This window comes from Nocardioides alcanivorans (genome assembly GCF_021555175.1).
Lineage (GTDB): Bacteria > Actinomycetota > Actinomycetes > Propionibacteriales > Nocardioidaceae > Nocardioides > Nocardioides alcanivorans.
The window spans coordinates 1-17,951 of sequence record NZ_JAKGRW010000028.1; the positions used below are offsets into that span (position 1 = coordinate 1).

15 protein-coding genes and 2 pseudogenes are annotated in these 17,951 nt (G+C 68.2%); 4 read left to right on the top strand and 13 right to left on the bottom strand.

From position 1 onward, the window contains the following. Together L1066_RS15195 and L1066_RS15200 are read right to left on the bottom strand one after the other, a co-directional pair. Nucleotides 1-861, bottom strand: an 861-nt coding sequence (locus tag L1066_RS15195; RefSeq protein ID WP_235737121.1) for a glycosyltransferase family 2 protein, incomplete at its 3' end; no start/stop codon positions are given. Nucleotides 862-896: 35 nt separating this feature from the next. Further along, nucleotides 897-1,154, bottom strand: coding sequence for a WhiB family transcriptional regulator (locus L1066_RS15200; RefSeq protein ID WP_235737122.1), 258 nt, complete (start codon nucleotides 1,152-1,154; stop codon nucleotides 897-899). Nucleotides 1,155-1,356: 202 nt separating this feature from the next. Between L1066_RS15200 and cofD the strand changes: the two genes are divergently transcribed. Genes cofD through L1066_RS15215 form a run of 3 tightly spaced genes read left to right on the top strand, consistent with a single transcriptional unit; the run spans nucleotide 1,357 to nucleotide 4,138 of the window. Next, nucleotides 1,357-2,292 carry a 2-phospho-L-lactate transferase gene (gene cofD, locus L1066_RS15205; RefSeq protein ID WP_235737123.1) on the top strand — a complete coding sequence of 312 codons (936 nt, stop codon included), beginning with the start codon at nucleotides 1,357-1,359 and terminating at the stop codon, nucleotides 2,290-2,292. Between the two features lie 55 nt (nucleotides 2,293-2,347). Continuing rightward, nucleotides 2,348-3,310, top strand: coding sequence for a coenzyme F420-0:L-glutamate ligase (locus tag L1066_RS15210; RefSeq protein ID WP_235737124.1), 963 nt, complete (start codon nucleotides 2,348-2,350; stop codon nucleotides 3,308-3,310). A 45-nt stretch (nucleotides 3,311-3,355) separates the two neighbouring features. Then, entirely contained in the window at nucleotides 3,356-4,138 is a 783-nt protein-coding gene (locus tag L1066_RS15215; RefSeq protein ID WP_235737125.1) for a DUF3105 domain-containing protein, read from the top strand. A gap of 175 nt (nucleotides 4,139-4,313) precedes the next feature. Here L1066_RS15215 and L1066_RS29295 read toward each other — a convergent pair whose 3' ends face one another. Continuing rightward, a complete protein-coding gene (locus L1066_RS29295) occupies nucleotides 4,314-4,730 on the bottom strand; it encodes a GlgC family sugar phosphate nucleotidyltransferase (RefSeq protein ID WP_512699722.1) in 417 nt (138 codons plus the stop codon). Then, nucleotides 4,716-5,401 (bottom strand): annotated as a pseudogene (locus L1066_RS29300) (nucleotidyltransferase family protein); the annotation flags it as partial. The pseudogene L1066_RS29300 and the gene L1066_RS29295, both read right to left, overlap by 15 nt. Nucleotides 5,402-5,496: 95 nt before the next feature. Between L1066_RS29300 and L1066_RS15230 the strand changes: the two are divergent. Then, nucleotides 5,497-6,210 (top strand): TIGR03089 family protein, encoded by a 714-nt coding sequence (locus L1066_RS15230; RefSeq protein ID WP_235737128.1) that lies wholly within the window; start codon nucleotides 5,497-5,499, stop codon nucleotides 6,208-6,210. On the opposite strand, the gene L1066_RS15235 is transcribed toward L1066_RS15230, so the two are convergent. The 9 genes and pseudogenes from L1066_RS15235 to L1066_RS15275 form a co-directional block, all read right to left on the bottom strand. Continuing rightward, the gene (locus L1066_RS15235; RefSeq protein ID WP_235737130.1) at nucleotides 6,211-9,162 is read right to left on the bottom strand and encodes an FG-GAP-like repeat-containing protein; all 2,952 of its coding nucleotides are present in this window, start codon (nucleotides 9,160-9,162) and stop codon (nucleotides 6,211-6,213) included. It lies immediately after the preceding gene. A 486-nt stretch (nucleotides 9,163-9,648) separates the two neighbouring features. Beyond that, nucleotides 9,649-10,440, bottom strand: coding sequence for an ABC transporter ATP-binding protein (locus tag L1066_RS15240; RefSeq protein ID WP_235737131.1), 792 nt, complete (start codon nucleotides 10,438-10,440; stop codon nucleotides 9,649-9,651). Further along, complete coding sequence (locus L1066_RS15245) at nucleotides 10,437-11,345, bottom strand: ABC transporter permease (protein ID WP_235737133.1); 909 nt, start codon at nucleotides 11,343-11,345, stop codon at nucleotides 10,437-10,439. The genes L1066_RS15240 and L1066_RS15245 overlap by 4 nt, the downstream gene beginning before the upstream one ends. Beyond that, nucleotides 11,338-13,353 (bottom strand): glycosyltransferase, encoded by a 2,016-nt coding sequence (locus L1066_RS15250; protein WP_235737135.1) that lies wholly within the window; start codon nucleotides 13,351-13,353, stop codon nucleotides 11,338-11,340. The genes L1066_RS15245 and L1066_RS15250 overlap by 8 nt, the downstream gene beginning before the upstream one ends. Next, nucleotides 13,350-14,525 (bottom strand): UDP-galactopyranose mutase, encoded by a 1,176-nt coding sequence (gene glf, locus L1066_RS15255; RefSeq protein ID WP_235737136.1) that lies wholly within the window; start codon nucleotides 14,523-14,525, stop codon nucleotides 13,350-13,352. The genes L1066_RS15250 and glf overlap by 4 nt, the downstream gene beginning before the upstream one ends. Nucleotides 14,526-14,558: 33 nt before the next feature. After that, a complete protein-coding gene (locus L1066_RS15260; RefSeq protein ID WP_235737137.1) occupies nucleotides 14,559-15,497 on the bottom strand; it encodes a glycosyltransferase family 2 protein in 939 nt (312 codons plus the stop codon). Continuing rightward, nucleotides 15,494-16,270, bottom strand: a complete 777-nt coding sequence (locus L1066_RS27840; protein ID WP_235737138.1) for a glycosyltransferase — start codon at nucleotides 16,268-16,270, stop codon at nucleotides 15,494-15,496. The genes L1066_RS15260 and L1066_RS27840 overlap by 4 nt, the downstream gene beginning before the upstream one ends. Then, a pseudogene (locus L1066_RS27845) lies at nucleotides 16,234-16,452 on the bottom strand (glycosyltransferase); the annotation flags it as partial. The pseudogene L1066_RS27845 and the gene L1066_RS27840, both read right to left, overlap by 37 nt. Before the next feature lie 3 nt (nucleotides 16,453-16,455). Further along, nucleotides 16,456-17,895, bottom strand: coding sequence for an LCP family protein (locus L1066_RS15275; RefSeq protein ID WP_235737139.1), 1,440 nt, complete (start codon nucleotides 17,893-17,895; stop codon nucleotides 16,456-16,458). Nucleotides 17,896-17,951: the final 56 nt, after the last annotated feature.

The following is a 17,951-nucleotide window of genomic DNA, read 5'->3' on the forward strand; positions in this document are numbered from 1 at the left end:
ACTGGTCGGCCGTGCACCGCCAACAGCGCGGTGAGCCTGTCGCGGGCGGCCCCTGGGGCTCGGGCCAACAACAGGCCGAGCGCACGAAGGAGACCTCCGAGGAGCAGTCGCAGCCAGCGCCACGGCAACGAGCGCTTGACGCGTTGGCCAGCAGCACGAACATGCCGGCCTCGCGCTCCTCCCGGTGCGGGCGGCTGTGTGGTCCCGGCGGCCGTGCCGGGAGGCCTCGGCGTGGAAGACGACGGCGTCAGGGGCGACCACGACCGTCAGGCCGGCGCGGGAGGCACGCCAGCCGAAGTCGAGGTCGGCGCCCACGACGGGGAGCTCCTCGTCGAAGCCGTCGAGCGCGATGAGCACGCTGCGCCGTACCAACATGCCGGCCGTGTTGACCGCCAGCACCCGGCGGACCTCGTCGTGCTGGCCCTGGTCGTACTCGCCCCGCTCCAGGTTGGTCTCACGGCGGGCCGACCCGGAGACGGTGACGCCGACCTCGAGGAGACGGCGCAGCGACGGCCACTCGCGGAGCTTGGGGCCGATCACGTCGGCGCCCGACTCCTCGGCGACTCGCAGCAGCGCGGCGAGCGCGCCCGGATCCGGCGTGGAGTCGTCGTGGAGCAGCCATACCCACTCGCTGTCGATGTCACCGAGGGCGTGCCTCACGGCCGTGCCGAAACCACCGCGGGCCTGGCGCACTCGGTCGAGGCCGAACTCGGCGGCGAGGAGATCGATCGATTCGTCGGTGCTACCGGTGTCGACGGCGAGCACGTGCTCCGGCGGGCGCTGCTGGTCGCGAAGACCAGCGAGCACCGCCGGTAGCCAACGTGCACCGTCGTGGCTGACCAGTAGGGCTGTCACCGTCACGACGGGCAACCCTACGGTCTCTGCGGGCGCGACGCTCAGACGGCCCGCTTCTTCAACTTTCGACGCTCACGTTCGGACAGACCTCCCCAGATCCCGAACCGCTCATCGTTCAGCAGCGCGGACTCCAGGCATTCCTGGCGGACGTCACACGTCTGGCAGACCTTCTTGGCCTCCCTGGTGGAGCCACCCTTTTCCGGAAAGAACGCCTCAGGGTCGGTCTGGGCGCACAGTGCGCGCTCCTGCCAACCTGAGTCCTCGGCGTCGTCACCTTCGAGGAGGAACAGCTCGCGCACGGTACTCCCCTTTCGACCCTTCTTCCTGACCCGATTCTTCGGGCCCGGTGTCACTCCCCGGAGGAGAACGACGATGTTGGAATTACATGCCTGTCATACCCCGGAAGTCAAGCCCGGATCTGCTATAACCCGGACCACTTCTGCTGAACGGCAGCAGACTCCCACTGCCGGGACGTGACGCGACGTCAGGCAAGGTATCCCCATGCGTGAAATCACCGTGCTCTCCGGCGGGATGGGTGGGGCGAAGTTCCTCACCGGCCTGCGCCACGCAGTGCGTGGGCACCTGCTGCCCGGAGTCGACCCCGACGCGACGATCACCGTCATCGCCAACACCGCCGACGACTGGTGGGTCCACGGACTCAAGATCTGCCCCGATCTCGACACCGTGATGTACACGCTCGGCGACGGAATCGATCCCGACCGTGGCTGGGGTCGTCGCCAGGAGTCGTGGGCAGTGCTGGAGGAACTGAAGGAGTACGGCGTCGAACCGACGTGGTTCGGGCTGGGCGACCGCGACATCGCCACCCACCTCGTGCGCACCCAGATGTTGGAGGCCGGGTTCCCGCTCTCCCGGGTCACGGAGGCCCTGTGCAAGCGCTGGCAGCCCGGCGTCCGGCTGTTGCCCATGAGCGACGACCGGGTGGAGACCCACGTGGCGATCGCCGACCCCGACTCCCCGTCGGGCCGTAAGGTGATCCACTTCGAGGAGTACTGGGTGCGCCTGCGCGCGTCCGTGCCCGCCGAGCAGGTGGTCGTGGTGGGGCTCGAGCAGAGTACGCCGGCACCCGGCGTGGTCGAGGCGCTCACCGGAGCGGACCTTGTCATCGTCCCGCCCTCGAACCCGGTCGTGTCGGTCGGCACCATCTTGGGCGTGCCCGGCATCCGGGAGGCGCTGCTCGACACCGATGCGCCCGTGCTCGGTCTCTCCCCATCGTCGGTGACATGCACGTGCAGGGCATGGCCGAGCAGATGCTCACCGCCATCGGGATCGACGTCACGGCGGCGGGCGTGGCGGGCCACTACGGTGCGCGAAGCCGCGGTGGCGTGCTCGACGGATGGCTCGTCGATGCGGGGGATGCCCACCACGTCGCCGCGGTGCAGGAGCTCGGGATCCGGTGTGCCGCCGTACCGCTCATGATGACGTCGGTCGAGGCGACCACGGCGATGGTCATCGCGGGTCTGGAGCTGGTCCGGTGACGCAAGGGCTGTCCGTGCTCGCCCCCGACGGCGTGGGTGAGGTGGCTCCGGGCGACGACCTCGCCGCGCTGCTGCTGGCCGTCTGCACTCCCCAGGACGGCGACGTCGTCACGGTGACCAGCAAGGTGGTCAGCAAGGCCGAGGGACGTTTCGGCCACGGTGACCGCGAGGTGGCGCTGGCGGGTGAGACCGCACGGATCGTCGCACGTCGCTCACCCACCACGATCGTGCGCAACCACCTCGGCCTGACCATGGCCGCAGCCGGCATCGACAACTCCAACGTCGAGGCGGGCCAGCACCTGCTGCTGCCGATCGACCCCGACGCATCCGCGCACGCACTGCGCGAGGCGGTCCGGGAGCGCATCGGTCACAACGTCGCCGTGGTCATCACCGACACCGCGGGGCGCACCTGGCGCCACGGGCAGACCGACATCGCCATCGGGGCTGCGGGGTTGCGGGTCCTGGAGGACTTCGGCGGACAGACCGATGCCTACGGCAACATCTTGGCCGTCACCGCTCCGGCGGTCGCCGACGAGATCGCATCCGCTGTGGAGCTGGCGAGCGGCAAGCTCGGCGGACGCCCCTTCGCGATCCTTCGCGGCCGGGCCGACCTGGTGCTGCCGGCCGGTGACGCCGGCCCGGGTGCGCGAGCGCTGGTGCGTGAGGACGGTGAGGACCTCTTCGGTTTCGGCTCGCGCGAGGCGGTGATCGCGGCGCTGGCGGGCCGTGATGCCGTGGCCTTTGGTGCCCCGGCACCTGTCGACGACCTGGCCCGCGCGCTGAGCGAGGTCGTCGGCGGCACGGTGCAGGTCGTCGCTGGCGGCGCCGAGTGGAGGCCGGATCCGGAGCGGGCGCTCCCGGTCCGAGAGGTCGTCAGGGCGGTCGCCTTCGCCCATGGCTGGCGCGTCGACCCGGCGCAGTGGCCGGTCGCGCTCAGGTTCCTACCCGTCGTTCCGTAGACTCTGCGCCGTAGTCCCCCTGCCCTGACCGAGAAAGCCTGATTCGTGGCAACTTCGAAGAACTCCCGGCGCGACCGCGCGCAAGAACTGCTCTCGCAGCAGAAGCGTGCCGACAAGCGCCAGGGCCTGATCATCATCGGCGTGTGCGTGGGTGTGGCGGTGCTGATCATCGGCCTGGCCGCGTTCCGACCGGTCAAGGACTGGTGGGACCAGCGCGACCTCAAGGGCAAGGACATCGCCGACATCGGCGCCCCCGCCTCGGTGTGCGGCCCGATCATCACCAAGCCGTCCAACGGCGTCCAGGACCACGTCGACCCCGGCACCCAGGTCGACTACCCGGAGGCACCGCCCGCCTTCGGTCAGCACGAGGTCTACCCCGACGACATGGTGCGCAAGCTCTACACCAAGACCGACCGTCCCAACATCGAGCAGTTGATCCACAACTCCGAGCACGGATACACGATCTTGTGGTTCAAGGGCATCGACCGCGGCAGTGACGAGTGGGACAACCTGAAGGCCATCGCCACCAAGCTCAAGGGCACCAGCAACATGCGCCTGAAGTTCAAGGCCGTCGAGTGGTCCGACGACGACCCGAAGTGGTCGAACGACGGCGAGCCGTGGACCACCGAGGACGGCGAGGAGATCGACACCGACGGCATGCACGTCGCCATGACCCACTGGTCGAAGGGCGGCCCGGACGCCGACATCTCCGAGACCGACAAGCAGGTGGGTGTCTGGCAGTTCTGCTCGGAGGTCTCCGGTGAGGCCCTCGAGAACTTCATGAACGACTACCCCTACCTCGACTCCCCCGAGCCCAACGGCGGCTGATCCAGGCGCGACCACGGCAAGGCCCCGCGACCACGGTGACGTGCTCGCTGGGCCTTCCCGTTCCGGGTGGTCCAGCCTTCCCCGTTGCGGATAGTCCCGGACAAACTTGTCGCCAGATTCCCTTTCGAGGACAAATTCGTCCGGGAGTATCCCGGGATAGGGCAGCCGGCGCGTCTCAGACGCTGGTGGCGACGTCGACCTTCGCCCCCTCCGGCAGGTGTACGCCGGCGCCCACCGTGGCGTCGTCACCGATTGTTGCGCCCTCGATCACCGCCCCAGCACCGATCACGGCACCGGGTCCGACCACCGAGCGGATCACCCGGGCTCCTGCCGCGACCACCGCGTCGGTCATGACGACGGAGCCCGAGACCGTCGCCGTTGCTGCGACCCTGGCTCCGGCCATCACGCCCGAGCCGTCGTCGACGACCGCCTCCGGGGAGACCTGCGCCTCGGGGTGGACCCGGGCCTTGCCGTCGGCGGCCGCGATCGCGGGCGTGGGCGCGACGCCGAGCACGACCTCCCGCGAGGCCTCGACCAGTGCCAGTGGTGTGCCGACGTCACGCCAGTAGGCCGTCTCGACGTGCCCCACCACGAGCGCGCCACCGGCCACCAGGCCAGGAAAGGTCTCCCGCTCCACCGACACCTCGCGACCAGTGGGGATCGTGTCGATGACCGACCGCCTGAAGATGTAGCAACCGGCGTTGACCTGGTTGGTCACCGGCGTGTCCGACTTCTCCACGAAGTCGAGCACCCGCCCGGCGTCGTCGGTCGGGACGCACCCGAAGGCGCGGGCGTCCTGGACCTCCACGAGGTGCAGGGAGACGTCGACAGTGCTCCCGTCGCGCGGGGTGTCGAAGTCCTGGAGCTGGGCCGCGAGGTCGTGGCCCGAGAGCACGTCACCGTTGAGGATCACCACGGCACCCTCCGGATCCGGGTCGAGCGCGTCGGCGACATTGCGGATTGCGCCACCCGTGCCGAGCGGCACGTCCTCGAGCACGTAGGAGAGGCGGACCCCCACCGCGAACCGTCGCCCAGCACCGGCTCGAACTGGTCGGCGTGATAGCTGGTCGCCACCACCACGTGCCTCACGCCGGCCTGTGCCAGTCGAGCGATCTGGTGCTCCAGGAACGGCACCCCGCCGACGTCCAGCAGGTGCTTCGGGCGACGCGCGGTCAGGGGCAACAGGCGGGTGCCGAAGCCGCCCGCGACGATCACTGCCTCGGGGGCCTTGGTTCGTGCAGTCATGAGCCGAACCCTAGCCATCCCGTCGGTGGTGCCCGTGCGGTGCGTCGCGGGCGTACGTCCTGGTGCCTCGAGGGCACGCAGGTGGTGACGTGGCGAGGTGACAGACTGGACGCATGGCCGAGACCTTCCCTGCTCTGGTTTCCGATCTGCTGCGCGCCGACCCCGGCCGTCCGCTGGTCACGTTCTATGACGACGAGACCGGCGAGCGCACCGAACTCTCCGTGGCCACCTGGGCCAACTGGGTCGCCAAGACCTCCAGCCTCCTCGTCGAGGAGCTCGATCTCTCCCGCGGCGAGACGATCCACCTCGACCTGCCGACGCACTGGCTCGGCCCGGTCTTCCTGGGAGCGGCGTGGACCGTCGGACTCGTCGTCGTACCGGAGCCGGACGGGGCGGACGCCGTCGTCTCCGGGCCCGAACGCCTGGTCGAGCATGCTGCGCGGGGTGTCGAGGTGATCGGTTGCGCCCTGCTGCCGTTGGGAGTGCGGTTCCGTGACGAGATCCCCGCCGGGGTGCGTGACTTCGGCATCGAGGTCTGGTCGCAACCCGATTCGTTCCTCCCCTACGACCCGCCGAGCGCCGACGACGAGGCCCTGCCCGGGGTCACCCACCGCGAGCTGCTGGCGGCGCCCACCGCCTCCGAGGGGATCCTCGGCGACGGTGGGCGGCTGCTGACCACGGCGAATCCCGCTTCCCCTTCGGGTCTTGCCAGTTTCACCGAACCCCTGGTCAGAGGCGGCTCGGCGGTCTGGGTCCGCCACGCGGACCCGGGCACGTGGGACGGACGTTACGAGGCCGAGCGCGCCACCGCCGCCTGGCTGACCTGATCACCCCGCCAGGTCATAGCCCTTGAATCCCGTCGCGAGCAGGATCGGTGAACCGAAGCCCTTGCTGGTGCCCGGCAGCACCCAGAGTTGCCCCTTGCCCTTGGTCCGCACCACGAGGTCCTGACGCCCGTCCCGGGTGACGTCGCCCGGGCTCAGCACGAGGTCGTACGCCGCCACGTCGGTCGCGATCCTGGCGGGGGCCCCGGTGAGCCCGCCCGGGCCGTTGCCCTGGTACCACGTCAGCGCGCTGCCGTTGCGCACGAGGACGTCGGGAGCGCCGTCGGCGTTCCAGCGCCCCAGCCCCAACTGGGCGGACCCGGCCACGCTACCGCGGGCCACGAAGCTGCTCCTCAGGCCGGAACCGGAACCCGGGTAGACGCGCATGGAGCTGCCCTTGGGCTGACCCATGAGGTCGGGGAAGCCGTCGCCCGTCACGTCTCCCACGGCCGCCAGAAGGGTGACGTTGGTGAAGCCGGTGCCGATCTTCTTCGGAGAGGCGAACCTGTCGTTGCCCAGCCCCCGGTGCAGACGCAGGTTGCCCTTCGCGTTGCGGGTGACGATGTCGCCGATGCCGTCTCGGTCCCAGTCCCCCACGTTCAACAGCACGTCGCTGCCGGAGAAGCCGCTGCCCAGGTTGACCGGGGTACCGACGTTGCGGGTACCCGAGTGCTTGAGCACCCGGAGCTTGCCACCGGCGAGAACGACCATGTCGGGACGCGAGGTCCCCCCGACCGCACCCGCAGAGACCGAAGTCAGGCCCTTCAGGCTGCGCAACGGCCCGAAGGCCTTGCCGAACGTGCCGTTGCCCCTGCCCGGACGCACCCACGCCACCTGGGATGCCTTGTCACGCACCAGCAGGTCCGCCTTGCCGTCGCCGTCCACGTCGCCGAAACCGGAGACGACGTCGAACCGGCCCCACGCGCCGTTGACCGCCTTGCGCGGCCCGAGCGCGGCCCTGCCCGTGCCGGGGTGCAGCCACAGTTTGCCGGCGCTGTCACGCGCCAGGACGTCAGGCACCTTGTCGCCGTTGACGTCGCCGGTGGCCGCGGTGGCGTCGTACCCGCTCCACGAACCGAGCGAGGCGCCCTTCTTGAACCCACCCTTGCCGTTGCCTCGGAAGAGCATCAGGTTGCCCTGGGAGTTGCGGGCGACGACATCGTTCCTGCCGTCCTTGTCGAGGTCCCCGACCGCGGTCACCTGGCTGTGCCCGACGAAGCGGACCTGCTTCTTGACCGGGCTGGCGAAGCCGGTACCGGCTGCCGTTCCCGGCAACGTCCAGCTGGTGCCGGTGGCGTCGATCGCCAACACGTCGGCGCGTCCGTCGCCGGTGAGGTCAGGGCTGGCAACCACGGTGCGGTAAGTGGCGCTCACACCTGCCGGTGTCGTGGCTGCGTCGAAGTTGAGCATGCCTCCGGTGGGGACGGCGTACACCGTGCCGTCCTTCTTGCGCAGCAGCAGGTCGGGGTCGGACCCACCGACCACGTTGGTCGCCAGCTCGCGGCCACTCCAGTCGGCCTGGTGCTTCGCCGCCAGCTTCCGGATCTTCGCGAGCTTGGCGTAGAGGTAACGCCCCGGACAGGCGGTGGATGCCGCGTCACGGTGTCCGTTGATCGCCGGGAAGGTGCGTGATCCCACCTGCTGCTTGGTGCTGCTGGCGTCCACCCCGTGCAGGGCGAGCTTCCAGGCCATGAGACTGCCGTAGGCCTGCACGATCTTGCTGCCGGGCTTCGTGATGTCGAAGTTGCCGATCGCCGACATCGCGAAGGAGTAGTTGTTGTAGTTGAGCGTGTGCGCACCGACCACGGGCAGGTCGACGCCGCCGTAGCGCCCCTCCCAGATACGGCCGAACCGGTCGACCAGGAAGTTGTAGCCGATGTCGCTCCAGCCCCGGGACTTGGTGTGGTAGGCGTAGATGCTCCGGATGATCCCCGGCACCTGTGCCTTCGTGTAGTCGTTGGCGTTGGCCGTGTGGTGCACGAAGCCCGCATGGACCTCGTAGTAGCTCGGCGACCCGTCGCGCAGCTTCTCGTTGGCACCCCACTGGGCGCGGGAGAAGATCTTCGGCTTGTCGGTCACGGTCGTCGCCTGCAACGCGATGTCGCCCTGGTCGGTGGCGAGGACGCCGTCGCTCGGCACGTCTGCGCCGGTGTCTGCGTCGGCGTCACCCTGCCGCAGCTTGGCGGTGTCGATCTCAGGCGCCTCGACGTCATGTCCCGCGGACTCGCCCGGAGCCACGACCGCCATCCGGAGGTCGCTGGGACTGACCACACCGTCAGCCGTGGTGGCGCGCGCCTGGACCTCATCGACGTCGCCGACAATCAGCGCATCGGTGCCGGGACGAGCCCGTTGCCCCTCCGCGGTCGACGCGTCGGGCCCGTGCTCCTCGTGGTAGTCGAGCGGAGCCCACTCGGTCCACACGCCGTTCGTGCTGGTCCGCACCTCGACGGTGATGTCGTCGTCGCCGACCTCCGCCCCGGGACTCCAGGTGACGCCCACGGCACCGTAGCCGTGGACCTTCTCCGGGTCGCTGATGATCGTGCGGGACGTCGTGCCGGTCGCGGGCGCCTCGTCGCTCCGGGACTCGGGTTGCTCGACGTACTCGTCGTGCTCGTCGGAGACGTCGTCGTCGGAGTGCAGGTGCTGGCGCGGGGCCACCGCGACGGTCTCATCCTCGGTCTCCATCGGATGCTCCTCGACGACCGGTTCGACCGGGGCAGTCTCCACCTCGGCCGGTTCGGTCGCCTGGCGAACGCCCGCCGGCCCGTCGATCGGGACGCTGGGCAGCGAAGCTCCCGGAAGCGGTACGACGGAGTCCCGCGCCGACTCCCTCGGCAGCGCAGTGATCACGTCGAGGGAGACGACATTGGCTGCCGGGACGAGCACGGCAAAGACCGCTCCGAGCACCAGCAACTGCTGGCAGGCGGAGACGAATCGGGCCTTGTTGGGGCGCATGGAAGGATCTCTCCGGTGCGGGGGAAGTTCACACGAGCCCCAAGTTTCACACCAGTCACACCCCCCTTGGCAAGGGTTCGTGAGTAACTACAACGCTGTAATTTCCACTCGACACGCCGGTCGATGCCAAATTCTTCAGGGAGTGAGGGCCGTGTCACACCGGTCCCATCCGCCCCGTGGGCCCCAAAATTCCCCGCCCGGGCGGGGAACTTGGCGCTTGGCGTGCGAATCCACGCACACCAAGCGACTGATTTGGTGGCGCAGTGTGATCACTGAGGTTACGGAGGTTACGGAGGCGAGCCCACGCCGCACCGGCTGAACTCCGGCGTCACATCAGGCCCCAGACGTCTCACTGCGGTGCAAAATTGCATGCTTGGTGCGTGTGGCTACGGCCCACAGGCGACTAGTTCCCCGCCCGGGCGGGGAATCCCGAGGCGCCAGGGGCGCGTGAGGCAGGCGAGAAGGACCCGCCCCACGCGGCACGCGTCAGATGTCTGCGCCCAGGTCCTCGTCGTCGTCCACCTCGGGCGGTGAGTCCTCGTCGGGGTCGTACTTGAGATACTTGATGCCCGCATTGACCTCGCCGTCGTAACCGACGCGGCCCTTCTCGAGCACGATGACGCGGTCACACATCTTGCGCACCGAGCCGGCGGCGTGGCTGACGTAGAACAGGGTGCGGCCCTCGGCACGGATCTGCTGCATGCGTTCAAGGCACTTCTTCTTGAACGGCTTGTCGCCCACTGCCAGCACCTCGTCGGCGAGGAAGATGTCGGAGTCGACGTGCACGGCGACAGCAAAGCCCAGGCGGGCGAACATCCCGGAGGAGTAGTTGCCCACCGGCGTCTCGAGGAAGCGCCCGATGTCGGCGAACTCAACGATCTCGTCGAACTTCCGGCGGGTCTCTGCCTCCGTCATGCCGAGCACGGCCGCGTTGAGGAAGACGTTGTCCCGGCCGGTCATCTGCGGGTGGAAACCGGCCCCGGTGGCGATCAGGCCGGCGATGCGGCCCCGGGTCAGCACTTGGCCGCCGTCGGGACGCATGATGCCGTTGACCAGCTTGAGCAGGGTGCTCTTGCCGGAGCCGTTGAGGCCCATCAGGCCGATCGACTCGCCCTGCTCCACCGTGAAGGAGACGTCGTCGAGTGCCTTGAAGGTGTCACTGATCTCGCGCCCCTTCACCGCCGCGACGGTCATCTGCTTCAGGGTGCGCTGGTAGCGCATCGTGAAGTACTTCGTCACCCCCTCGACCACGATCGAGGTGCTGTCCGGATAGCTCACGTCAGACGCTCCGGGATCTTGTTCTCCAGCTTGCTGAAGACCCGCTGCCCGATCACGAGCATCACGATCGCGATGCCCAGTCCGAGGAACGAGTAGGCGAAGAGGTTGTCGGGGATGTGGTGCGCCTGCGTGTCGACCGGGTCATCCGTCGTCCCCACCCAGAAGGCCTGCTGCACGAGCAGTACGGCGTCCGCGATCGGGTTGTAGAGGTAGTAGGCCGCGGCTGCCCCGAACCGGTCCTCGATCATCGTGAAGGGATAGATCATCGGCACGCCGAACCGAACGAAGTTGGTGAGGATCCCCACGAAGCTGCCCACGTCACGGAAGAAGACGTTGGCAGCGGCGAACATGAGCGCCAGCGCGGTCCCGAGCACCGCGATGATCACCACCGCGAGAAGGAACCCCAACATCCCGATGACGGTCGGTGTCCACCCCATGACGAGGCAGGCGATCATCAAGATCACCACCTGGGGGCCCATGTGGTAGAGCGACACCAGCATGGAGGCGACCGGGAACATCTCCCGGGGCATGGCCATCTTCCGCACCAGCGCCTTGTTGCGCATGATCGACCTGGTTCCGGCGCCGAAGGTCTCCACGAAGAACTGGACGACGATCAGGCCACAGAAGACGTGGATACCGAAGTTCTCGGTGCCACGCCCGATGATGATCCCCATCACGACCCAGAAGATGAACAGCTGGCTCAGCGGGTTGATGTAGGACCAGATCATCCCCAGGACCGAGCCCTGGTAGCGCGCCGACACCTCGCGACGCACCAACAACCGGAGCAGGTAACGACGTCGGAAGACCTCGCGCAGCCCCGTCTGCGGGGCAGGCGAACGCAAGGGCGCGTCGACGACCCTGACGCTGCGCGGGGTCGGCTCGGCGGGGTTCTCGGACTCAGCCATCAGCACCGTCTGTGTCGTCGATCCCGAAGGTCCGCGCCCAGGCCTCGGGCGAGGTGACCTCGGCAAGGTGCGCCCGGTAGCGCTCCGCCAGCGACGGCCACTCCTTGCGGAGCCGGTTGTGCATCGCGACGGTACGTCGCACCAGGTCGCGGTAGCGCTCGGGGTCACGGCGGTAGAGCGCAGCCGAGGTGCCGTCGGGCATGGAGACGACCGCGGAGTCGTAACGAGCCAGGCGGTACCAACGTGCGTCCATGGCGGTGAGCTCGATCTCGGGGTAGTCCGGCGCCATCGGACGCAGCTTGCGGAACTGGCGCAGCGGTGACGTCGCGGCAGCCACCAGCTGCGCCTTGCGTCCCGGCACCTCGAAGTCGTCCTTCTTCTTCGGCGGCTTGTGGCGGCGCACCGGCGGGAACTCCTCCCGCTCGACCTTGAGCTGCGCGTCGCTGAAGGGCTTCACGAAGGCACGTACGTCGCCCAGCTTGGTCGGCAGGTCGGCGTGCAGCTGCTCCGGGCCGGCGAAGACGTCCTCCAGGGCCATGTGCCGCAGTTCGACCGTGGAGTACTGCATCGAGACCAGGTGCGACAACTGGTGATTGAAGCTCTCCATGATCATCCGGCCACCCTTGGGATAGCTGGAGTGCAGCAACGCGGCGACGAAGCGGTTGCGCTGGTGGAAGTAGGCCTGCCAGTCGAGCGCATCGTTCTTGTCGCTCCACGGCACGTGCCACACGGCGGCACCGGGGAAGGTGACGGTCGGGTACCCGGCCGCCTTCGCCCGGAGGCCGTACTCGGAGTCGTCCCACTTGATGAACAACGGCAGCGACAGACCGATCTCGGCGATCACCGAGCGCGGGATGAGGCACATGAACCAACCGTTGAAGTCGACGTCGGTGCGCTGGTGCAGCCACCGCGCCGAGCGCAGGTTGCGCGCACCGAAGTCCCAGTCGTTGATGGCGTAGGACGGCGACATCCACCAGAACCGGTAGGGCTGGATGACCTCGCCGAAGGAGTGCAGCCGAGCCCGCGCGTAGAGGCTGAACATGTGGCCACCGACCAGCGTCGGGCGCTTGCACAGGTCACCGAAGGTGATGGCCCGGATGATGCCCTCGGGCTCGCAGACGACGTCGTCGTCCATCATCATCGCGTAGGTGGCGGTGCCCTTGCGCAGCGACTCGAACTGCCCCCGCGCATAGCCGCCGGACCCACCGAGGTTGGCTTGCTCGATGACCCGCAGCTTGTCGCCGAGCCCGGCCTGCGCCCCCGGGAAGACCTCGGAGTCGGCCACCTTGTCGGTGCCTTGCTCCATCACCAGCACCTCGTCGAGGTACGGCGCCAGCACCTCGTCGTCGCTCAGCTGCGTCAACAGCTTGGCGCAGAAGTCGGGGCGGTTCATGGTGGTGATGCAGATGTCGACGGTGCCGTGCTCGGCCTTGTCCGCCGCCACCTCCGCCGACCATTCGGCCTGTTCGACGACGGCGCCGTCCTCACCGGCGACGACGTCGTACCAGTACCAGCCGCCGTCGACGAACGGCTTGAGGGTGAGCTCGAAGCTGGCGGTCTCCGACTCGGTTCCTGCGACCACGATCGAGTCGACGCGCTGCGAGCGGCCGTTGGCCATCGACTTGTAGACGGTCACCGTCGACCCCGCGCCACGCACCTGCACGTCGAGGGTGACGGCGGTGACGACGGTCCAACGCCGCCAGTAGCTGGCCGGGAACGCGTTGAAGTAGGTGCCGAAGGAGAGCTTCTCGCTCGGGCCCATCTGCAGCGCGGTGCGCGAGACGATCTGCTCGGGGTGGATGGTGTCGCCGCTGGCGATCGACTGACGCAGCGCTGCCCGGTTGAGGTCCTTGGCTGCTTGCGACGACCCGACCTCGTACTTGTCGGCGTCGAGGATCGCGGGGTCCGGGTCGACGTACAGCGGGAAGACGTCGGTGTCGCGATCGAGCGGGAAGACCTGCCGCTGCAGGGTCCGGCGTACGACGCCCATGCTCACTGTGGTGTTCACTCGTCCACTCCCCCGCTCTTCAGCGGTTCGCCCGACTCGAAGTGCGGACGCAGCTTGTTCTGGAACATCGACAGTGCGGACCCGATGGCCATGTGCATGTCGAGGTACTTGTAGGTCCCGAGGCGGCCACCGAAGATCACCATCGGCTCCTTCTTGGCCAGGTCGCGGTAGCGCAGCAGCTTCTCGCGGTCCTCAGCGGTGTTGATCGGGTAGTAGGGCTCGTCACCCTCCTCCGCGAAGCGCGAGTACTCGTGCACCACGATGGTCTTGCCGGCGAGGTGCTTGCGCTCCGGGTGCAGGTGCTTGAACTCCAGCACCCGGGTGTAGGGCAGTTCCTGGTCGTTGGCGTTGACCACGCCGGTGCCCTGGAAGTCATCGACGTCGAGCGTCTCCTGCTCGAGGTCGATGGTGCGCCACGACAGGCGCCCTTCGGAGTTGTCGAAGTACTCGTCGACCGGCCCCGTGTAGACGATCGGGACCCGGCCCTTGAACTCGTCGGCAACGGAGAAGAAGTCCGTGTCCAGCCGGACCTCGATGTTGGGGTGGTCCGCCATCTTCGCCAGCCACGCGGTGTAGCCGTCGACCGGCAGGCCCTCGTAGGTGTCGTTGAAGTAGCGGTTGTCGAAGGTGTAGCGCACCGGCAGCCGCGTGATGATGTCGGCGCTGAGCTCCTTCGGGTCGGTCTGCCACTGCTTGGCGGTGTAGCCCTTGACGAACGCCTCGTAGAGCGGGCGTCCGATCAGCGAGATCGCCTTCTCCTCGAGGTTCTTGGCCTCGGAGGTCTTGAACTCCGACGCCTGCTCGGCGATCAGCGCGCGCGCCTCGTCGGGCGTGTGCGCCTTGCCGAAGAACTGGTTGATGAGCCCGAGGTTCATCGGGAACGAATAGACCTGTCCCTGGAACTTCGCGAAGACCCGGTGCTGGTAGTTGGTGAAGGAGGTGAACCGGTTGACGTAGTCCCACACCTTCTGGTTGCTGGTGTGGAACAGGTGCGTGCCGTACTTGTGCACCTCGATCCCGGTCTCCGGGTCGAACTCGCTGTAGGCGTTGCCCCCAATATGGTGACGTCGCTCCAGCACGAGCACCTTGAGGCCGAGTTCCTCGGCGCAGCGCTCGGCAATGGTCAGACCGAAGAATCCGGATCCGACGACGACTAGGTCTGGTGCAGACAATTCAAAACTCCTGGCGTTCGGGGCGGGGTGAGTCTAGTCCGCAGGGGTGTCGGATCCTGCCTTCGCGACGCCGGGAAGGGTGCGCATTCCCCGCGCTGAGCGAATGGCCTTCGTCACGTTCGCCGCTTCACGGCGTCCCCCGCGCAACGGGCTCAGCAGCAGCACCGCGAGCACGATCAGCCACGGCTTGGCGCGCACGAGCGCGTTCTCGCCGTACCGGAAGTGCACCACGAAGAGGTTGCGGAACATGTAGAACCCCTTCCACGTGTCGAGGGCATGCTGCTGGTCGAAGTCGAGTTGCCGCACCATCACGGCATCGCGCACGCCGAGCACCTCGAAACCCGCCCTGCGCGCGCGGATCACGAAGTCGACGTCGTCGTAGAAGATGAAGAAGGTGGGATCGGGGAAGCCGATCGCGTCGACCACCTCACGTTTCACCAGGAAGCCCTCGAAGGCGACGTTCTCCAACGGCACCGTCTCCGGCATCTCCGCGCGGGAGGAGTACGTCGAGTCGACGCTCGCGCTCTTGGGGCGGATCCGTAGCGGGTTGCTCAGGTCGAAGGTGAGTGCTGCCTTCTCGACGAGGGTTCCTGCCTTGTCCTCACGCACGGCCGCCAGGCACGGCGCGTCGTGGCCGAGCAGCACCTCGAGACAGTCGGGCGCCGGCACGACGTCGTCGTCCATCAGCCAGATGCGGTCGGCCCCGAGCCCGTGGGCTCGACGCAGCCCCTGGTGGAAGCCGCCCGCTCCCCCGGTGTTCTCCTCGCTGCGCACCACGTCGAGCGGCAGCTCGCGGTGCCGGGCGATCACGTCGGCGGTGTGGTCGGTGGAGGCGTTGTCGACGACCACGACGGCGTCGGGCAACCGCGTCTGCGCAGCCAGTCCGGCCAGCGTCAGGTCGAGCAGGTCGGCTCGGTTGTAGGTGACGATCACCACAGCCACCCGCTCGCCACCCACGTCGAGACCACTCACCGCAGGAACCTCCCGTGCCCGGTGAAGTCGTCGCGCAGCCCCGCCGTGATCCCCGCCGCGCTGAGGCGCAACCGGCGCAACGACGGTCGGGTGAAGGCGTAGAACCACACCGTCTTGACGATGAACGCGATGACGAACAACCACCCTCGGTGCTCGCGGAGGTTGACCACGTTGTTGCGCGCCATGCAGTAGTGCTTGAGATCGGACGGCGAGTGGTTGTAGGTGGTGCGGCCGAACATCATCGGCGTGCCCAGCTCCCCGACCGACGGGTGGCGGACGACGGCAGCGGTGACGGTGGCGATCCGCGCTCCGGCCGCCTCGGCACGCAGCCGGTACTCGTGGTCGTCACCCCAGATGAAGAACTCCGAGCGGGGCAGCCCGATCCGCTCCACGAGTTGGCGCGTGACCAGCACCCCGTTGAACGGGATGACGATCTCCTCGATGCGCCCGTTGCGAGCGGCAGCCTCGGCCTGGGCAGTGCGGTGCACGGTGCGGGCGCCGCCGGGCAGCCGAATCGGGAAGACCAGTTCGTCTGGGGCATCACGGTCGACGACCAGCGGCCCCCAGAAGTCGACGTCGTCCTCGGCCAGCAGCGTGGCGAGGCAGTCCGGCTCGGGCAGCCCGTCGTCATCCATCAGCCACACAAGGTCGGCGCCGTCGGCGACCGCGCGCCGTACGCCTTCGTGGAAGCCGCCTGCTCCCCGCGGTTCTCCGGCAGCGTCACCGGCAGCACGGGTACGCCGCCAGCCCGGTCCGCTTCGACGCGCAGCCACTCCCCGGTCCCGTCGGTCGAGGCGTTGTCGACGACGACGATCGCGGTGAGCCGCGGGGTGGCCCGCAGCGACGCGACGAGGGTCTGCAGCAGCTCGAGACGGTTGAAGGTGACCACCGCCGCGACGACGCGGCGCGAGTCTGACTGGGCTGGCACGGCGCCCACCCTAGATGAGGGGGTCACGGATCAGCAGGCGGCGCTGAGGTCGTCCGCCTCGTTTGCGGCGTAGCCCTCATTGCGGGTGCCGAGCGAACCGCCACTGGTCACGTCGGAGGTCTTGGCCTTCTTCGCTCCCTTGACGGTCTTGCCCTCCGCCTTGTCGATGCCCTTCTGCACCATCGCACGGATCTTGTCGAGATCGGGGTCGGCGGTGTTGATGGCCGGCGGCACCAAGGACACGGTGGACATCTTCTGGTCCTTGGCCTTCATCGCGAGCTCGACGAAGTTGGCGAACTGGCTGCGTGGCACGTTGGTGTCGATTACACCGGTGGTCGCCTCGGTGATGTCCTTGTAGTGCTGCACCAGCGTGGCCGGGCTGAGCTGGGAGACCATGGCGCCCATCACGCACTTCTGGCGGGCCATCCGCGAGTAGTCGTCGGAGCCCTCCCGGGCTCGGGCGAACCACAGCGCGTCGTGGCCGTTGAGCTTGCGGACGCCCGGCTCGATGTAGCCGGTAACATCGCTGCCGAGGCCACCGACGGGGATCCGGTCACGCACGTTGAGCTCGATCCCGCCGACCGCATCGACGAGATCCTCGAAGCCCTGCAGGTCGGCCATCGCCCAGTAGTGGATCTTGAGGCCGGTGATGCCCTCGATCGCCTCGATCGTGGCCTCCTTGCCCGGGTCCTTCGAGTCGAAGAGCTCCGGGTTGTCCTGGGCCCACGTGCTGACGCCGTTGAGGTAGCAGTCCGGGCAGTTGAAACCGTCGGGGAACTGCTCGGCCATCACCGAGTCGTCGGCGAACCGGAAGTTCTGCAGGTTGCGGGGCAGACCGACGAGCACCGTCCGCCCCGTGTCGGCATCGATACTGGCCACGGTCATGGAGTCGGTGCGCAGGCCCCAGCGGTCGTCACCGGAGTCACCACCGAGCAACAACACGTTGTAGCGGCCGTGGGTGGCGTCCTTGGCGGGCCCGTCGGCGAAGGTGAGCATGAAGTCGCGATGGACGGTGACCAGGTGGGCGCTGAAGAGGAGCACGCCCGCGACGCCGAAGACCAGGGCACCGTTGACACCGACCATGGTCAGTCGTTGGCGGCGGACGAGGCTCAGCGGCTGGCCGATCCGCCAGGCATCGACGAAGAGTGCGGCCCAGCCGATGGCGAGCAGCATGAGCGTGAAGCGCAGCAGGTTGAGCCAGAGCGGGCTGGTGCCGAAGCGCAGCGCCAGGCCCGGCCACATCCAGAACAGCAGCGCCGCGAGGAGGGCGGTGCCGGCGACACCGGCGGTGACACGCAGCGCCAGCTTGCCGATCTCGCGTCGGCCGGCGACGAGTTGGGCCGACCCCGGCAACACCAGGGTCATCAGCATCAGGGCGAGTGCCCTCCGGAAGCGCACCTTGGCGGCGCGGTCGGACGTACGGCTGGCGCCGCGGCGACTCGGCGACCCGGGGGAAGTGTCGGGTTGCATCGAGGGTGCCTTCCTGCTTGTGGCTGTCGATGTGCTCGCCAGTATCACCAGTCCCA

Bases quoted from the DNA above. Each gene is read 5' to 3' on its own strand.
- cofD (WP_235737123.1), top strand. From the start codon at position 1,357: ATGCGTGAAATCACCGTGCTCTCCGGCGGGATGGGTGGGGCGAAGTTC.
- L1066_RS15230 (WP_235737128.1), top strand. From the start codon at position 5,497: ATGGCCGAGACCTTCCCTGCTCTGGTTTCCGATCTGCTGCGCGCCGAC.
- L1066_RS15235 (WP_235737130.1), bottom strand. From the start codon at position 9,162: ATGCGCCCCAACAAGGCCCGATTCGTCTCCGCCTGCCAGCAGTTGCTG.
- L1066_RS15245 (WP_235737133.1), bottom strand. From the start codon at position 11,345: ATGGCTGAGTCCGAGAACCCCGCCGAGCCGACCCCGCGCAGCGTCAGG.
- L1066_RS15275 (WP_235737139.1), bottom strand. From the start codon at position 17,895: ATGCAACCCGACACTTCCCCCGGGTCGCCGAGTCGCCGCGGCGCCAGC.